Genomic DNA, 15,427 nt, shown 5'->3' with positions numbered 1-15,427 from the left:
CACTGCTTAGCGCAGGTTCAGGTTGCATGCCCTAGAGAAGGGGCGGACTGTCGTCCAAGGCGCCCAGATACCGGGAGAAGCAACCATGGCCATTCGCCCCGTCCCCATCATCCTGCTGGCAGGTGCAGGCGCCCTCGCCCTGGCTGCCGGCACCCTGCTGCCCGCCGAAACGAGCAGCGCGGCCAGCCGCATCCCGCCTCCCCCGGCGGAAAAGGCCGTACCGTCCGGCGATCAGGTGGCCGTTCTGGCAGGCGGCTGCTTCTGGGGCATCGAAGGCCTCTACGAGCATGTGCGCGGGGTAAAGTCAGTCACCTCGGGATATGCCGGCGGACAAAAGAGTACGGCCAACTACGGCGATGTGTCCTCCGAGAAAACCGGCCACGCCGAGGCCGTGCGGATCGTCTACGATCCAGCCAAGGTCAGCTACGGCACCCTGCTCCAGATCTACTTCTCGGTCGCGCATGACCCGACCCAGGTGAACCGGCAATACCCCGACGTCGGCCCCAGCTACCGCTCGGCGATCTTTCCGCAGAACGCCGTCCAGCGCGCCACGGCGCAGGCCTATATCGCCAAGCTGACCAAGGCGAAGAGCTTTCCCAAGCCGATCGCCACGAAGCTGGAGAGCGGGGCCTTCTATCCTGCCGAAGCCTATCATCAGGACTTCATGCGCAAGAACCCGCAGCACCCCTACATCGCACGCTGGGACAAGCCGAAGCTGGCCGCGTTCCGCAAGGAATATCCCAGCCTCTACCGCAATTGACGACGGCGCGAGCTAACCTTCCGCCAGTGCCAGGCCGGCCGCCCTCGCGCTCGCCCAGGCCCACTGGAAGTTGTAGCCGCCCAGCCACCCCGTGACATCGGCAGCCTCGCCGATGACGTAGAGGCCGGGCACCTTGAGCGCTTCCATGGTCTTGGACGAGATACCGCGCGTGTCGATGCCGCCGGCCGTCACTTCCGCCTTGGCGAAGCCCTCGCTGCCGTCGGGCACGAAGGGCCAGCGCGCCAGCTTCGCTTCGGCCGCGCCGAGCGCCTTGTCGGAGAGGTTGCCCAGATCGCCGGCAAGGCCGAGCCTGTCGCACAGCGCCTGGGACAGGCGATCGGGCAGGTCTTCGGAGAGCAGTTTGCGCAATGTCGCCTTCGGACGATCGCGCTTCGCCTGCTTCAGCCACCCCTCCACGCGGTCCGGCACGAACTGCGTGGTCACGGTATCGCCGCGCTGCCAGTAGCTGGAGATCTGCAGGATCGCCGGGCCGGAAAGGCCGCGGTGGGTGAACAGCGCCGCCTCGCGAAAGGCCGGGGCGCCCTTCCCCTTACCCTCGACACGGGCGATCACTTCGGTGGACACGCCCGAAAGCTCGCGAAACAGCGTGTCATCGCCCGGCAGGGTCAAGGGCACCAGCGCCGGACGCGGCTGCACGACCTTCAAGCCGAACTGGCGCGCCAGGTCGTAGGCGAAGCCGCTAGCGCCCATCTTCGGGATCGAGGGACCGCCGGTAGCGATCACCAGCGCAGGCGCGCTCGCCTCGCTATCGCCGTAGCGCACGCGGTAGGCGCCGTCGGCATGGTCGACGCCGCCGACGGCATCGCCGCAGTGTACCTCGACGCCGCCCTTGGCGCATTCGTCCAGCAGCATCGCGACGATCTGCCTGGCGCTCTGGTCGCAGAAGAGCTGGCCCAGCGTCTTTTCATGCCAGGCGATGCCATGGCTTTCGACCAGCGCCAGGAAATCCTGCGCGGTGTAGCGGCTGAGCGCCGACTTCGCGAAATGCGGGTTCTGCGAAAGATAGCGGTCAGGTCCGGTATGGATATTGGTGAAGTTGCAGCGCCCGCCGCCGGAAATCAGGATCTTCTTGCCCACTTGCGCGGCATGGTCGAGCAGCAGCACGCGCCGACCGCGCTGACCCGCCGTGGCAGCACAGAACAGCCCGGCCGCACCTGCGCCGAGCACGATCGCATCGTAGCTTGCGGTCACGCCGGAACCGGCTCGGACACCAGTTCGAGAGCCAGCGCCTCGGCCACGCGAATGCCGTCGACCGCGGCGCTGAGGATGCCGCCCGCATAGCCTGCACCCTCACCCGCCGGGTAGAGACCGCGGGTATTGAGGCTCTGGTAGTCGCGACCTCGGGTAATCCGCACCGGCGAGGAGGTGCGCGTTTCGACACCGGTCATCACCACGTCGGGATGATCGTATCCCGGCACCTGCCGTCCGAACACGGGCAGCGCCTCACGAATGGATTCGATCACATAGTCGGGCAGACACTCGCTGAGGTCGGTCAGGTGCACGCCGGGCTGATAGCTGGGCGTGACGACGCCGAACTCGGTGGAAGGCCGTCCGGCAAGGAAATCGCCGAGCTTCTGGCCCGGCGCCTTGTAGTTGGAGCCGCCCGCCTTGTAGGCCAGTTCCTCGAACTTGCGCTGGAAGGCGATGCCCGCCAGCGGATCGCCGGGATAGTCGCGCTCCGGATCGATATCGACGACGATACCCGAATTGGCGTTGAATTCGGCGCGCGAGTACTGGCTCATGCCGTTGGTGACGACACGGCCCTCCTCGGACGTGGCGGCAACGACGCGACCGCCCGGGCACATGCAGAACGAATAGACCACGCGCCCGTTCGAGCACTTGTGCGAAAGCGAATAGGCCGCCGCGCCCAGAATCTTGTTGCCCGCGCTCGGCCCGTAGCGGGCGGTATCGATCCAGCTTTGCGGATGTTCGATGCGCACACCGATGGCAAAGGGCTTCGCCTCGATATGCACGCCGCGCTCGTGCAGCTTGTAGAAGGTATCGCGCGCAGAGTGACCGACGGCCATGATCACGTGGCGTGCGGGCAGATATTCGCCATCGGACAGATGCAGGCCGACGAGGCGGCGTTCGCCGTCGGCGCCCTCTTCGATCTCGAAGTCCTCGACCCGGGTCTGGAAGCGGTATTCCCCGCCCAGCTTTTCGATCGTCTCGCGCATCGACATGACCATCGTCACCAGGCGGAAGGTGCCGATGTGGGGATGCGCCTCGGTGAGGATGTCGTCGGGCGCCCCCGCCTTGACGAATTCGGACAGGACCTTGCGGCCCAGATGGCGCTGGTCCTTGATGCGGCTGTAGAGCTTGCCGTCAGAGAAGGTACCGGCACCGCCTTCGCCGAACTGCACGTTGCTTTCCGGGTTGAGGACCGAGCGGCGCCACAGCCCCCAGGTATCCTTGGTCCTCTCGCGCACGGCCTTGCCGCGTTCGACGATGATCGGCCGGAAGCCCATCTGCGCCAGCACCAGCCCGGCCAGCAGGCCGCAGGGGCCCGCCCCGATCACGACCGGGCGCGGACCGTCATAGTTCGCGGGCGCATGGGTCACGAACTTGTAGGACGTGTCCGGCGTCTGCCGCACGTGCTGGTCGTCGGCGAAGCGGGCCAGCACCTCGGCCTCGTTGCGCAGCACGATGTCGAGCGAATAGACCAGCTTGATCGCGGCCTTACGCCGGGCGTCGTTGCCGCGGCGCACGATGGTCATCCGCTCAAGATCGGCAGGATCGATGCCCAGGCGGGCGATGACGGCCTGCTCGAGCTCGGCGGAACTGTGATCGAGTGGAAGTGCCAGGTCGGATAGGCGAAGCATGGCGCCGCCTTATACGGGATAGCGCCCGTACGCCATGGCCTTGCAGCCAGTTCGCAGGATTTTAATCCAGCACTGCGGCAAGCCACTCGGATGCTTCGGCAATAGCCCTGTCGGCAATCGAGGAAATCGCCACAGCTTCCAGGAAGCTGTGCGTGGCGCCATCGTAGATCTTCAGGTGCGCCTCGACGCCCGCCGCGGTCAGGCGTTCGGCCATCAGCACATTCTCGTCCAGAAGGATGTCGCAGCGCGCGACGCACAGCCAGCTCGGCGGCAGGCCATGCAATTCGGCGTGGAAGACCCGGGCGCGCGGATCCATCCTCTCCGGTGAAAGGGCATCGGCGCCGAGGTAGCTTTCCCAGAACTCGTCCATTTCGGGACCGGTCAGCATATAGCGGTCGCCGTCGCCGTAACGCTCGTAGCTGGCACGCCATTCGCCGTCGAAGGCCCCGTAATTCAGGAGCAGTCCGCAGGGCATGGCGGCCCCAGCATCGCGCCGGTCGATGGCCGCGGCAACCGAGAGATTGGCGCCCGCGCTGTCACCGCCAAGGGCATAGCGCTTCGGATCGAGCCCGTGGTCGGCGCCTTTCGCGGCCAGCCAGTCGAGCACTTGCGCAATGTCGTCCAGCGCGCGCGGAAAGCGGTGCTCGGGCGCCAGTGCATAGTCGATGCCGATAACAGCGCAGCCCGAGCGCGCCGCATACTCACGCATCAGGCGGTCATGCGTGTCGATGCTGAACAGGGTCCAGCCGCCGCCGTGGAGATAGACGAGCACCGGCAGGTCCGCGTCCGCCACCGGCCGGTGGATCCGGACGCGGACCTGGGACTGCCCGACGCGCAGCTCCTCGCTGGCATGCATCGCAGGGCCGCCCCGCACCCATGGCTCGCGCTGACGCTCGGCAATCGCACGCCGTTCCGGCGCGGACAGCCCGGGCCGCGAACCGAGCGCGGCCGAGGACGCGAACATGCGGTTCAGGAAGTCCCGGATCTGCGGATCGACATCGTCGTTTTCGAACATGACCTTCTCTTGGGGCATGGCCGGAAAGTCCGGCGCTGGCCCCCTCATATCGGAAAGGATCTGCGGCCCGGCGGGAGGGAGAGGAAAGGCGCCGGGCCGCAGTCTAGGCTGGCTTCGTCAGAAGTCTGCCGAGATGGAAGCCTTGAAGGTCCGCGGCTGGCCTTGCAGCAGGGCCGAGGAGAAGGCGTCGTAGGCCGAGGCCCAGTACCGCTTGTTGGCAACGTTATCGACGTTGAATCGCAGCGTGACGGGCACGTCTCCCGCAGCGAGGACATAGCGCGCGCCGAGGTTGAACACGGCCCAGTCCGGCAGGCGCAGCGTATTGGCCGCATCGACCCACTGCTTGCCGGTATAGATCACGCGCCCGGTCAGGGTCAGGCCCTCGATCATCGGGGTATCCCACTCGATGTTCGCGTTCGCGGTCCAATCCGGCACGCCCTTGGCATCGTTGCCCTCGGTGGCATCGCCGGTCTTGGTCAGCTTGGCGTCATTGACCGCAAGACCCGAGATCAGGCGCAGGCCGGGGGCCAGTTCGCCGTTGAGCGTAAGCTCCATGCCGCGGTTGCGCTGCTCGCCGTTGACCGCGAAAACCAGCGTATTGTTGTCGATGTACCCGTTGGGCTTCTTGATCTGGTAGAACGCCAGGCTCACGAACATCGGGCCGATCTTGCCCTTGCCGCCGAACTCGTACTGGGTCGAGACGTAGGGCGGGAAGACTTCGCCGAAGTTGGCGGCGCCGAAGCCGGCGGAGGGCCCCTGTTGCAGCGCCTCGATCCGGTTGGCGTAGAGCGACAGCCCCTCTACCGGTTTCACGACCACGCCGACGACCGGCGTCACCTCGTCGGCATCGTAAGCCGATTCCGGCAGGCCGCCATCGTAATAGCCATAGGTCTTGATGTTGAGCGTCTGCAGGCGCAGGCCGCCGGTCACGAGGATGCGATCGTCGAGGAAACCGACGGTGTCGGAGGCAAAGGCCGACCAGAGCCGCGTGCGCGAGATCGGGTAGGGATCGTTGAGATCGCCGCCGACAAGCGAGGAAGTCAGCGGATCGAGCTGCGGGGTATCGTAGAGATTGGTCGGGAAGCCGGCAAAACCGTCGCCATAGAGGAAGTCGAAGGCATTGCGGTTGACCTGCCAGCTGGCATTGCCGCCCACGACGATCTCATGCGTGACGGCGCTGCCCAGCTTGACGCGCGCGCCGACCTCGGCCGCTTCGTTATTGTCGGTGCGCGGCACGTAAAGGGCATTGCCCGAACCGTCGCCAGTGGTCGCATCGAACAGGTTGAAGCCGCCATAGATACCGTCCTCGCTGCCGTCGCGCGCGCCGGCCTTGGCCCAGAGCGTCGCATTTTCAGCAAAGTCGTACTCGAAGTTGAAGACGCCGAAGATATCGCGCAGCTTGCTGTAGGTGTACTTCTGCGAATAGTTGGCGCTGGCCTTGGGCACCCGCGGGATGGTCGCGGTATAGATCGTCACCTTGGGGCGCAGATCGTCGACGCGCACCTTCTGGTAACCGAGGTCGAGCGAGACGCGAACCGGGCCATTGGACCAGTCGAAGCCGGCGCCCAGAACGCCCGACATGCGATCCTCGCGGTCGATGCCGAGCTGGCCGTCCTGGTAGTTGCCGTTCACGCGCACGCCGAAGTCGCCGAAGCGGCGCGAGACGTCGAAGCTGCCGCCGAAGTGCGAATCCGAGGTATAGCCTGCAGTCACGCGGTTGAGCGGCGCGTCACCGGCGCGCTTGAGCAGCAGGTTGACGCTACCGCCAAGGCCCGAACCGCCCGGCGCTGCGCCATTGAGGAAGGCCGACGAGCCATTGAGCACCTGGACGCTTTCGAAAAGTTCCGGCGCAATCAGCTGGCGCGGGGTGATACCGTAGAGACCGTTGAGGCCGACGTCGTCGCCGAACAGCTCGAAGCCGCGGATGACGAAGCTTTCCGCCGCATTGCCGAACCCGTAGGTCGTGCGCACGGTCGGATCGTTCTCGAGCACTTCGCCGAGCGACTTTGGCTGCTGGTTGAGGATCAGCGTTTCATCGAAGCTGCGCACGTTGAAAGGCAGGTCTTCGGCGGCCTTGTTGCCCAGCACGCCCGCCGAACCGCCGTTCTCGACGTGGGTGGCGTTGACCCGCTGTGCGGTGACGACGATTTCCTTGGAGTCCTGCGCGGCGGCCGGGCTGGCGATGGCGCAAAGCGCGGCGGCGAGGACGGTCAGGCTGCCGCGCTGCCGGAGCGCCGCGGAAACACTGGTGCGAGTGACCTCAAAATCATTCTTCATGTTAACCCCCACTGGCAAACGATCTTCGCTCTTGCGATCTGCTCGTATCGGGCGGTCCTCCCTGCGGGCCGCCACTTCGCCACAATCCCCCGGCCCATAGTCCAGCAAAACATCCAAGTTTTGCGAGTTCAGGGGACCAAAGGATCAGCCGTGGACTTTCTTCCCTCCTGACCGGGCCTCTCCGACCCGCACATTGCCCGCCGCGTCCCGATCGATCCGTGCAAGCCACGGATCGAAAACGGCAAAATCGGCGCACCGGGCTGAGACATGGATTATTGTGCAGGTTTCCTGCCGCCGATGCCGGGCCGAGCCGCACGCGCAAGATTGCATGGCATCGTGAAATGCGACATGCCGATCGGGCGGGCAGGACCGTGCATTGGCCCCGCCAGCATCACACGCCTGGCCGCACCCGTCAGCGTCAAGCGGGTATGGCCGCGGCAGCGAGAAGCGGATCGGCACAGGCCGAAAGCACACTGCTCGGTCGCCGCAAATCCCGCGCGGGAGAGGAAGGTACGGCGGCCGAGACTCCTGATCGATGCGTACCCGTCAGGCTCGTTTCTAATGGATCGCGACTAGCGCCCTATTTGTCGGCCAGAACGCCCAATTCGAAGAAATCGATGGGGCCAGATCATTCTCGCGGCTCAGTCCGCCCTGGTGGCCGCCGCGAGGGCGGCGATGGCGCGTTCGGCTTCCGCTTCGTTGAGGCTCGCAAACCCCAGCCGCATGCCCTTTGCCGCCGTATCGCGGGCCATGAACGAGCGATGGCTGGCAAAGCGCAGGCCCTGCTCCCGCGCCCGCGCCTCGATCAGGTCGAGGTCGCCGGAAAAGCGCAGCCAGAAGGCCAGCCCGCCATCCGGGACCGCGAAACTGCAATGCTCGCCAAGATGCTCGTGCAGCAGCCTGGCAAAGGACTCGCGCCGCTCGGAATAGACCCTCCAGGCCTTGCGCGCGTGGCGACGCACCTCACCGCTTCGGATCAGTTCGGCGGCGGCATCCTCGGTCACCGTATTGCCCATGCCGTCGGTCAGCGAAACACGGTGGGCGATGGCGTCGATGACCTTTTCCGGCGCGGCCATGTAGCCGATGCGCAAGGCAGGCAGGAGCAGCTTGGACATCGATCCCAGGTAGATCACCTGGGCCGGGGCATATCCCGCCATCGGCAGCAGCGGCTGCGACTGGAAATGGAATTCGTGGTCGTAATCGTCCTCGATGATCGCCACCCCGAACTGGCGGGCGAGATCGAGGAGCTGCAGACGCCGCTCGGGCCGCAGCGCGACCGTCGTCGGGAACTGGTGGTGCGGCGTCAGGAAGATCGCGCGCACCGCATGGCGGCGGCAGCATTCCTCCACTTCCGCCACATTGATGCCCTCCTCGTCGAGACCGACCGGGATGACCTTGCCGCCCAGCGCCCGGATCGCGGCGACGGCGGGCTCGTAAGTCAGTTCCTCGACGATCACCGTATCGCCCGGCTCGATCAGCACCTGCAGCGCCAGGAACAGGCCGTTCTGGCTGCCGCGGGTGATGCAGATGTTCTCCATCGAGACTGGCAGACCGCGCTGGGTGCGCAGCATTTCGGCCACTTGTTCGCGCAGGCCTTCCGATCCACGCGGGTCGCGGTACTGCAGACGGTTCGAGCGTGAAGCCCGGCTGATCGCCGAGCGATAGGCGCGGGCAAGCTGGTCGGCGGGAAACAGCCGCCCGTCGGGTGCACCTTCGTCGAGCTTGATGCCCTTGCCGCCGGGCAGGGCAAGAGGCCGGTCCGGCGCCTCGGCAAAGCGGTAAAGGGCCTGATCGAACCTGGCTCCGGCTTCGACCGAAGGTTCTCCCGATGGGCTGCTGGGCAGCGAGCGCGAGACCATGGTTCCGCGCGTGCCCTCGGTCGATAGCCAGCCCTGCGCGATGAGATCCTCGTAGGCGAGGACCACGGTCTTGCGATTGACGCCGAGCGCGCCGGCCAGTTCGCGGCTGCTGGGCAGGAACGTGCCGGAAGTCAGGCGCCCGGTCTCGATGTCCCGGATCAGGGCATGGATGATCTGCATGTAGATCGGCGTCCCGCGTTCGGGATCGATCCGTTCACTCAAGGTAACCTGCCAGGGCCGCAGCATGTTTTCAGTCTCCCGTGAGCGTGCTTCACGCTCCCTCCACACCGCCTGCCTAACAGGCGCCAGTGCATTGGACCATAGAGATATTCAGTATTGGCACTTGTGCTGGACCAGACCGAAGATGATCAAGGACCCTCGGGTACGACTATGGGGGCATGAAAATGGGCGCAGACTGGACCGCGCGCACGAGACAGGACGGCATGAAACGGATCGCAGGCCCATGCTGAACCCGGCATTCGACCGATACAGGCATGAGGACATACGGCGACTGATCGCCGAATATCCGCTCGCCTGGGTGCTTTGCCCGGGCGCGCCCGCGGCATCGGCCAGTCTGCTGCCGATGCTGGGGACTTATGACGAGGATGGCGCGCTCACCGGCCTTGTCGGCCACATGTCGCGCCGCAACCCGCTGCACGCGCTGTTCGCGCAAGGTGGCAAGGCGCAGTTCCTGTTCACCGGCCCGCAGGCCTATGTCTCTGCCGAACATGCCGGTCGCCGCAAGTGGGGTCCGACCTGGAACTACGCGCAGGCGCGCATCGAGGCCGATGTGCGCATCGACGAAGCGTTGACCGCAGGGGCCGTCGCCCGTCTCGTCGCCGCTTGCGAGGAAGGGCGCGAGAAGCCCTGGGACGTGGCCGAACTGGAAGAACGCTACGCCGGCATGCTTGGCATGATAATCGGTTTCAAGGCGCGCGTTACCTCGCTCGATGCGACGTTCAAGCTGGGGCAGGACGAAAGCCCGGAAGTGCTGGAGACCATCCTTGCCAGCCATCCGGACGCCGATTTGCGCAACTGGATGGAGGCGTTCAACCGGGATCGGCGCAAGTGAGGCGCAAGAGTTACTTCCTCACCCATTGCCTTGGCCCGGGAGCGGCGGCCATACCGATATAACACCGCAGCGGTCTGCCGGGCCGCCACGACACGGGGACATGATGCGAAAAGCACTCGCCGCAGCACTGCTTGTCACGGCACTGAGCCTTCCCGGCGCAGGGCTGGCGGACCTTCCGCTCAAGCCCGAGCGGGTGCTTACGCTCCACCCGGAGCGCACCACATGGTCCTCGGTAACGGTCTCGCCCGATGGCCGCACGCTCGTCTTCGACGTGCTCGGCGATCTCTACACGATGCCGGCCAGCGGCGGGAAAGCGCGGCAGCTAAGCGAAGGCCTTGCCTTCGATGCCCAGCCGACCTTCTCGCCCGACGGGCAATGGATCGCCTTTACCAGCGACCGCAGCGGGTCCGAGAACATCTGGATCGCGCGCGCCGATGGCTCGCAGGCCCGGCGCATTTCCGCCTTCGACGACGATACCGCGATGGCCTCGCCGACGTGGAGCGCTGACGGCAGGACTGTCTTTGCCAGTCGCTACCGACCCGACCTCAACAATTACGAGTTCTGGCAGTTTCCCCTGACCGGCGCGGCGAGCCTGCTCGAACCGATCAAGCCGGCCAGGGACGCGCCGCGCTCGGCCTGGCGGTCCACGCTCGGCGCGGCTGCGTCGCCCGATGGTCGATACCTCTACTACGCACGCCGGATCGACGGGCTGGAATTCGACGTCCCGACGAAGTGGACGATCCTGCGCCGCGACCTTGCCACCGGCAAGGAAGTGGAGGTGATCGCCGGGTCGGGCGGACGCGGAACGGGGGAGGAAACCTTCTTCGCGCCGCATGTCTCGCCGGACGGAACCCGGCTCGCCTATGTCACCCGGCGCGAAGGGCGCAGCTTGCTGCGCCTGCGCAATCTGGAAACCGGCGAGGACGCGGCGCTGGGCGAAACCGAGCTGGACGCGCTGCAGGCGTCTTCATGGCAGGGCATGGTCCCGGGCATGGCCTTTACGCCTGGGGGGGACGCCCTGATCCTCAGCCATGGGGGCCGGTTCGAACGGCGCGAGCTTGCCGATGGCAGCAGCCGGGGAATCGAGCGCAAGCTGACCGCACGCGTCGCTCTTGGCCCGTCCACGCGCTTTGCGATCCACGAGCCGACCGGGCCGGTCGAGGCGAAGCTGGCGATGGCTGCATTGCCATCCCCAGACGGGCAGCGGATTGCCTTTGCCGCGCTGGGATCGCTGTGGGTGCAGGATCTCGGCGGCAAGATCGCACGGCGCCTGCCGTTCGATGGCGAAAGCCCGGCGCAGATGGCCTGGTCGCCCGATGGCAGAACCCTGACTTTCGTCACCTGGTCCGAGGCCGAAGGGGGCGCCTTGTGGACCATGCCTGTCGGCGGCAGCGGTACAGCCACGCGGCTGACCCGGTTCCCTGCATATTACCGTTTCCCTGTCTTTACGCCTGACGGAAAACACCTGCTCGTCCTGCGCTCCTCGCTGGAGGAGCGGCGGCAGACAAACTTCGAATTCGGCTCCTTGCGCAAGAGCGAACTGATCGAGTTGAACGCCGACGGCAGCGGCCTGCGCCTCGTCGCACAGGGCGACTTCGGGGCGCGGCCGCACTTTGCGCGGACCGCCCCCGGCAGCGTCTTCCTGCTCGATGCAGGCGGACTTGCCCGGGTCGACATCGGCACGGGCAAGGTCACACCCGTCGCCCATGTCACCGGACCGGCGTACTACTTCGTCGAAGGCAACGCAGACGCCGACGACATGCGCATCAGCCCCGATGGCAGCCATGTCGCGGCGATGATCGCGAACCGCCTCTACGTGCTGGCCACGCCCATCGATCCGGCAAAGGAAGTGGACCTCACCGCCGCCGACAGCCCCGCGCACGTGCTGCCCGGCATCGGCGTCGACTGGTTCGAATGGAGCGGGGACCGCAGCATCGACATGGTCAGCGGCACCCTGTTCACCCGCCGCGAGGCAGCAGGCGGCAGCGAACTGGCCGCCATGCGTCTTGAAGCGAGCCTGCCGCGCGCCGTGCCGCAGGGATCGATCCTGCTGCGCGGCGCCACCGTCCTCACCATGGCGCAGGGCGACAGGGCTATCGAGAACGCCGATGTCCTCGTGAGCGGAAACCGCTTCGTGCAGGTCGGTCCGCGCGGCAGCTTCGATGTTCCCCCAGGCACCGCTATACGCGACGTTTCGGGCAAGTTCGTCGTGCCCGGGTACATCGATGTCCACGACCACATCGGCTCGATCCGGCGCAACAACCCGGCACGCGAGCTGTGGGGGATGCGCGCGAGACTGGCCTACGGCGTCACCACCAGCTTCGACCCCTCGACGCTGTCGGTCGACCACCTCGACTACGAAGGCATGGTCGATGCCGGACTCATCCTCGCCCCGCGCATGCGCTCGACCGGAACGGCGGTGTTCTCACGCCAGCGCATCGCCTCTCTTGGCGATGCCCGGCGCGTTCTTTCGCGCTATTCGCAGGGCTATCGTCTTTCGAACCTCAAGGAATACCGCACCGGGAAACGCGAAGTGCGCCAATGGGTGGCGATGGCCGCGCGCGAGCAGCACCTGCTGCCCACCACCGAAGGCGCGCTTTCGCTCAAGCTCGACCTGACGCAGATCCTCGATGGCTATGCGGGCAACGAACACGCCCTGCCCGCCCCGCAACTGGGTGACGACCTGATCCAGGTCCTCGTTGCCCAGCGCACAAGCTACACCACGACCCTGAGCATCACCAACAGCGGCTCACCGGCGATGGACTGGTTCATCGCCCACGACGATCCGGTGGTCGATGCCAAGATCCGCCGGTTCTGGTCGCCCAGCGCCATTCGCCAGAAGCTCACCAGCGGACGCGACTTTCATCCCCTCGGGGAAACCCGCTTCCGCGAGATCGCGCGCGATGCGGCAACGCTGGCCAAGGCAGGTGGGCTCGTCGGCATGGGCTCGCACGGAGAGGCCCCGGGCATCGGCTATCACTGGGAAATGGAAGCGCACGCGCTGGGCGGGATGACGCCCGAAGCGGTGCTGCGCGCGGCGACTGCGGGCTCTGCCGAGACGATCGGGCGACTTGCCGATCTCGGGACGATCGAGCCGGGCAAGCTGGCCGACCTCGTGGTGCTCGACGCCGACCCGCGCCGCGACATCCGCAATGCCCGCGCGATCGATGCCGTCATGCGCGGCGGCTTCCTTTACGATGGCGACACGCTTCGCCCGCTATGGCCGAAGGCCGGCGAAGCGCCCCATGCCTGGTTCGAAGGGATGGACGCGGAACAGTGGCTGCCCCTGCCCGAACCCCAGCGCCCGGACGAACCGGAGCACTGAGAAAGCACTGAGAAGGAGCATCCACCGGTCGCGGCCGCGCGGCGCGGCGGCGTCAGATGCTCAATGTCACCCGCAGACCCGCGGCCAGTGCGTCTTCCACTCCGGGCGCGGCGCCGGGATCGATGACGTATTGCAGGTCTGGCTGAATGCTGAGCCATGGCGTTAGCGCCTTGGCGACGGTGAGTTCCAGCGCCGTCTCGGCGCGCCTCGAAGCCACTGCCTTGCGGTAATCGGCGGAAGTACGCGCATGGGCAATGGCCGCGCCGAGTTGCCAGTCGCCGGGCAGGTCCAGCGTGAACCCGCCTGAAAGGAACGTGCCGAAGGGATTGACCGCGCCGCTCGCCACCCCGCCGCGCGCGAAAGCGCTGAGCTTGTGATTGGCATTCTCGGACAGGACCATTTCGCCGCGCAGATAGGCGCCCCGGCTTTTCGCCGTGCCCGATCCATCGTGCGTGTCGAAGCTGGCAGTGTATCCCCAGGCCCCTGCCAGAATGCGCACAGGCCCCTTCGACCAGTCCGCCTCGCCGATCAGCAGCGCGCCGTCGCCATGACCCAGCTCGATCGCGGTGCGCTTGGGATGATCGGGATCGCCCGGCACGCCGTCGAGCGCGGCAAAGCGCACCGTCAGCCCCTCGCCCACATCGGCCTGAACCCGCAGCGCCAGGCTCGTCACCGGGAAAATCGATGGGCCGCTTTCGCCCGACTGGCTGATGTCCGTACCGATCCCATGGGCGCTGCCGATGAACAGGGCCCCGGTTTCGAGCGCATCGAATTCCGAATTGAGATCGTAGAGCCCGACCTTCACCGAAGCGCCCGGCGCAATGTCCTGCTCGACCCATGCCTCGTAGAGGCGCAGGGCCCGCACGCCGGTCTCGATATTGCTGACAACCTGGGCATCCCCGGTCAGTTCGCTGAGCGAGCGCCCGTTGTTATACAGAACGTATCCGAAGACCCGGGCGCCTTTCCAGCCCACGGCGGCGTCGAGATCGAGCTCGGCCGTGACGTCCAGATTGTCGAGATAACGCCAACCGCTGCCGATCCCGCCCGAATTGTGCCAGACATCCGCGGTATAGGCCGCGGCGACGTCCAGCATCGCCTCGGTGCGCTTCATCCGTTCGGCTTCACCTTGCCGCCGCTCCGAGGCGGTCTGCACCGGATGGCCCGGGTCCATTTCCTGCGCCCCGGTCTTTTCAGGCACGGCAAACAAGGCGGCGAACGCCGCAGCGCCTGTCCAGCAGGCACGTCTTTCGAGGAATGAAGTCTCAGGCATACCGCAATGGCTACTTCTTATGCTGGAACGTGAAACATCCAAGATTTTCGCAAAGCGATGGTCCAATCACCGTGCCGTCGCTCGGACCTCGAAGCCGGGTCTTGCACGATTGCAGCCCGCCGCACAGACTGCACGCTCGCCTTTTCGGTACCGCTGGCTTAAGCGCGCCGCACGAACCCGCAGGAGGACACCGTCATGTTCATCGCGATGAACCGCTTCCAGGTCATCCGGGGCGAGGAAGAAGGCTTCGAGACCATGTGGAAGAGCCGCGAGAGCTTCCTTCATGAAGTGCCCGGCTTCGTCGCCTTCCATCTGCTTCGTGGCCCCCAGGGCGAAGACCACACCCTCTATGCCACGCATACCGTCTGGCAATCGAAGGCGGACTTCGAAGGCTGGACCCGTTCGGAAGCATTCCGCAAGGCGCATGCCGGGGCGGGTTCCGCCAAGCCGCGCTACCTGGGCCCACCGCGTTTCGAGGGATTCGAGGCGATCCAGACCCTTGATGCCGATGGAGTGATCAGCTGAGCGAGGCCCCCCTCTTCCAGCGCATCGGCGGCGGCGACACCATCGACCGCCTCGTCGACAGTTTCTATGGCCGCATGGAACGGCTCGAAGAGGCGCGAACAATCCGCGCCATGCACCGCGAGGACCTTGAACCGAGCCGATCGATCCTCAAGCGCTACCTGACCGAATGGCTTGGCGGACCGCCTGCCTACTCGAGCGAGCGCGGTCATCCACGCATGCGCATGCGGCACATGCATGTCCCGATCGACAGCGCCGCGCGCGATGCCTGGCTGCTGTGCATGCGCGGGGCGCTCGACGAAACCGTATCGGGCGAGGCCGAGCGCACCGCGATCTACGAAGCGATGGCCAAGCTGGCCGACTGGATGCGAAATACCGACGATTCGCCGGCTTGACGCAGTTTCAGGCCATGGCCGGAATAGGCGCAACGATTCCAGAAAATGATGCTTAACACGCGGATAACTTGTCGATTGCGCGCACCTGC

11 protein-coding genes are annotated in these 15,427 nt (G+C 66.0%); 5 read left to right on the top strand and 6 right to left on the bottom strand.

The features are described from left to right. The first annotated feature begins 85 nt into the window (after positions 1–85). The gene (gene msrA / locus PP1Y_RS09530; protein ID WP_013832046.1) at positions 86–760 is read left to right on the top strand and encodes a peptide-methionine (S)-S-oxide reductase MsrA; all 675 of its coding nucleotides are present in this window, start codon (positions 86–88) and stop codon (positions 758–760) included. Positions 761–772: 12 nt separating this feature from the next. Here msrA and PP1Y_RS09525 read toward each other — a convergent pair whose 3' ends face one another. The 5 genes from PP1Y_RS09525 to PP1Y_RS09505 form a co-directional block, all read right to left on the bottom strand. Further along, positions 773–1,972: an NAD(P)/FAD-dependent oxidoreductase gene (locus PP1Y_RS09525; protein WP_013832045.1), complete on the bottom strand. Its 1,200-nt coding sequence runs from the start codon at positions 1,970–1,972 to the stop codon at positions 773–775. Further along, on the bottom strand, positions 1,969–3,603 hold the full coding sequence (locus PP1Y_RS09520) for an NAD(P)/FAD-dependent oxidoreductase (protein ID WP_007012136.1): 1,635 nt from the start codon (positions 3,601–3,603) through the stop codon (positions 1,969–1,971). Before PP1Y_RS09520 ends, PP1Y_RS09525 begins: the two co-directional genes overlap by 4 nt. 61 nt (positions 3,604–3,664) lie before the next feature. Further along, entirely contained in the window at positions 3,665–4,618 is a 954-nt protein-coding gene (locus tag PP1Y_RS09515; RefSeq protein WP_013832044.1) for an alpha/beta hydrolase, read from the bottom strand. Positions 4,619–4,735: 117 nt separating this feature from the next. Next, positions 4,736–6,895: a TonB-dependent siderophore receptor gene (locus PP1Y_RS09510; RefSeq protein WP_013832043.1), complete on the bottom strand. Its 2,160-nt coding sequence runs from the start codon at positions 6,893–6,895 to the stop codon at positions 4,736–4,738. A 641-nt stretch (positions 6,896–7,536) separates the two neighbouring features. After that, positions 7,537–9,000: a PLP-dependent aminotransferase family protein gene (locus PP1Y_RS09505; protein WP_013832042.1), complete on the bottom strand. Its 1,464-nt coding sequence runs from the start codon at positions 8,998–9,000 to the stop codon at positions 7,537–7,539. Positions 9,001–9,217: 217 nt separating this feature from the next. Here PP1Y_RS09505 and PP1Y_RS09500 point away from each other — a divergent pair, with 217 nt between their 5' ends. Both PP1Y_RS09500 and PP1Y_RS09495 read left to right on the top strand, forming a co-directional pair. After that, positions 9,218–9,826: an FMN-binding negative transcriptional regulator gene (locus PP1Y_RS09500; protein WP_013832041.1), complete on the top strand. Its 609-nt coding sequence runs from the start codon at positions 9,218–9,220 to the stop codon at positions 9,824–9,826. Positions 9,827–9,926: 100 nt separating this feature from the next. After that, on the top strand, positions 9,927–13,151 hold the full coding sequence (locus tag PP1Y_RS09495; RefSeq protein WP_051010004.1) for an amidohydrolase family protein: 3,225 nt from the start codon (positions 9,927–9,929) through the stop codon (positions 13,149–13,151). 52 nt (positions 13,152–13,203) lie between these two features. Here the strand turns inward: PP1Y_RS09495 and PP1Y_RS09490 are convergent, their stop codons facing one another. Beyond that, positions 13,204–14,421, bottom strand: coding sequence for a carbohydrate porin (locus tag PP1Y_RS09490; protein ID WP_041558728.1), 1,218 nt, complete (start codon positions 14,419–14,421; stop codon positions 13,204–13,206). Positions 14,422–14,616: 195 nt separating this feature from the next. On the opposite strand from PP1Y_RS09490, the gene PP1Y_RS09485 reads away from it, so the two are divergent. Both PP1Y_RS09485 and PP1Y_RS09480 read left to right on the top strand, forming a co-directional pair. Further along, positions 14,617–14,946 carry an antibiotic biosynthesis monooxygenase gene (locus PP1Y_RS09485; protein ID WP_013832038.1) on the top strand — a complete coding sequence of 110 codons (330 nt, stop codon included), beginning with the start codon at positions 14,617–14,619 and terminating at the stop codon, positions 14,944–14,946. After that, positions 14,943–15,338 carry a group II truncated hemoglobin gene (locus PP1Y_RS09480; RefSeq protein WP_086000013.1) on the top strand — a complete coding sequence of 132 codons (396 nt, stop codon included), beginning with the start codon at positions 14,943–14,945 and terminating at the stop codon, positions 15,336–15,338. Before PP1Y_RS09485 ends, PP1Y_RS09480 begins: the two co-directional genes overlap by 4 nt. Positions 15,339–15,427: the final 89 nt, after the last annotated feature.

The sequence above is a fragment of the Novosphingobium sp. PP1Y genome, assembly GCF_000253255.1.
Classification (GTDB): domain Bacteria; phylum Pseudomonadota; class Alphaproteobacteria; order Sphingomonadales; family Sphingomonadaceae; genus Novosphingobium.
The sequence above is the reverse complement of the archived record's forward strand: the minus strand, read 5'-3'. Positions and strand labels throughout refer to the sequence as shown.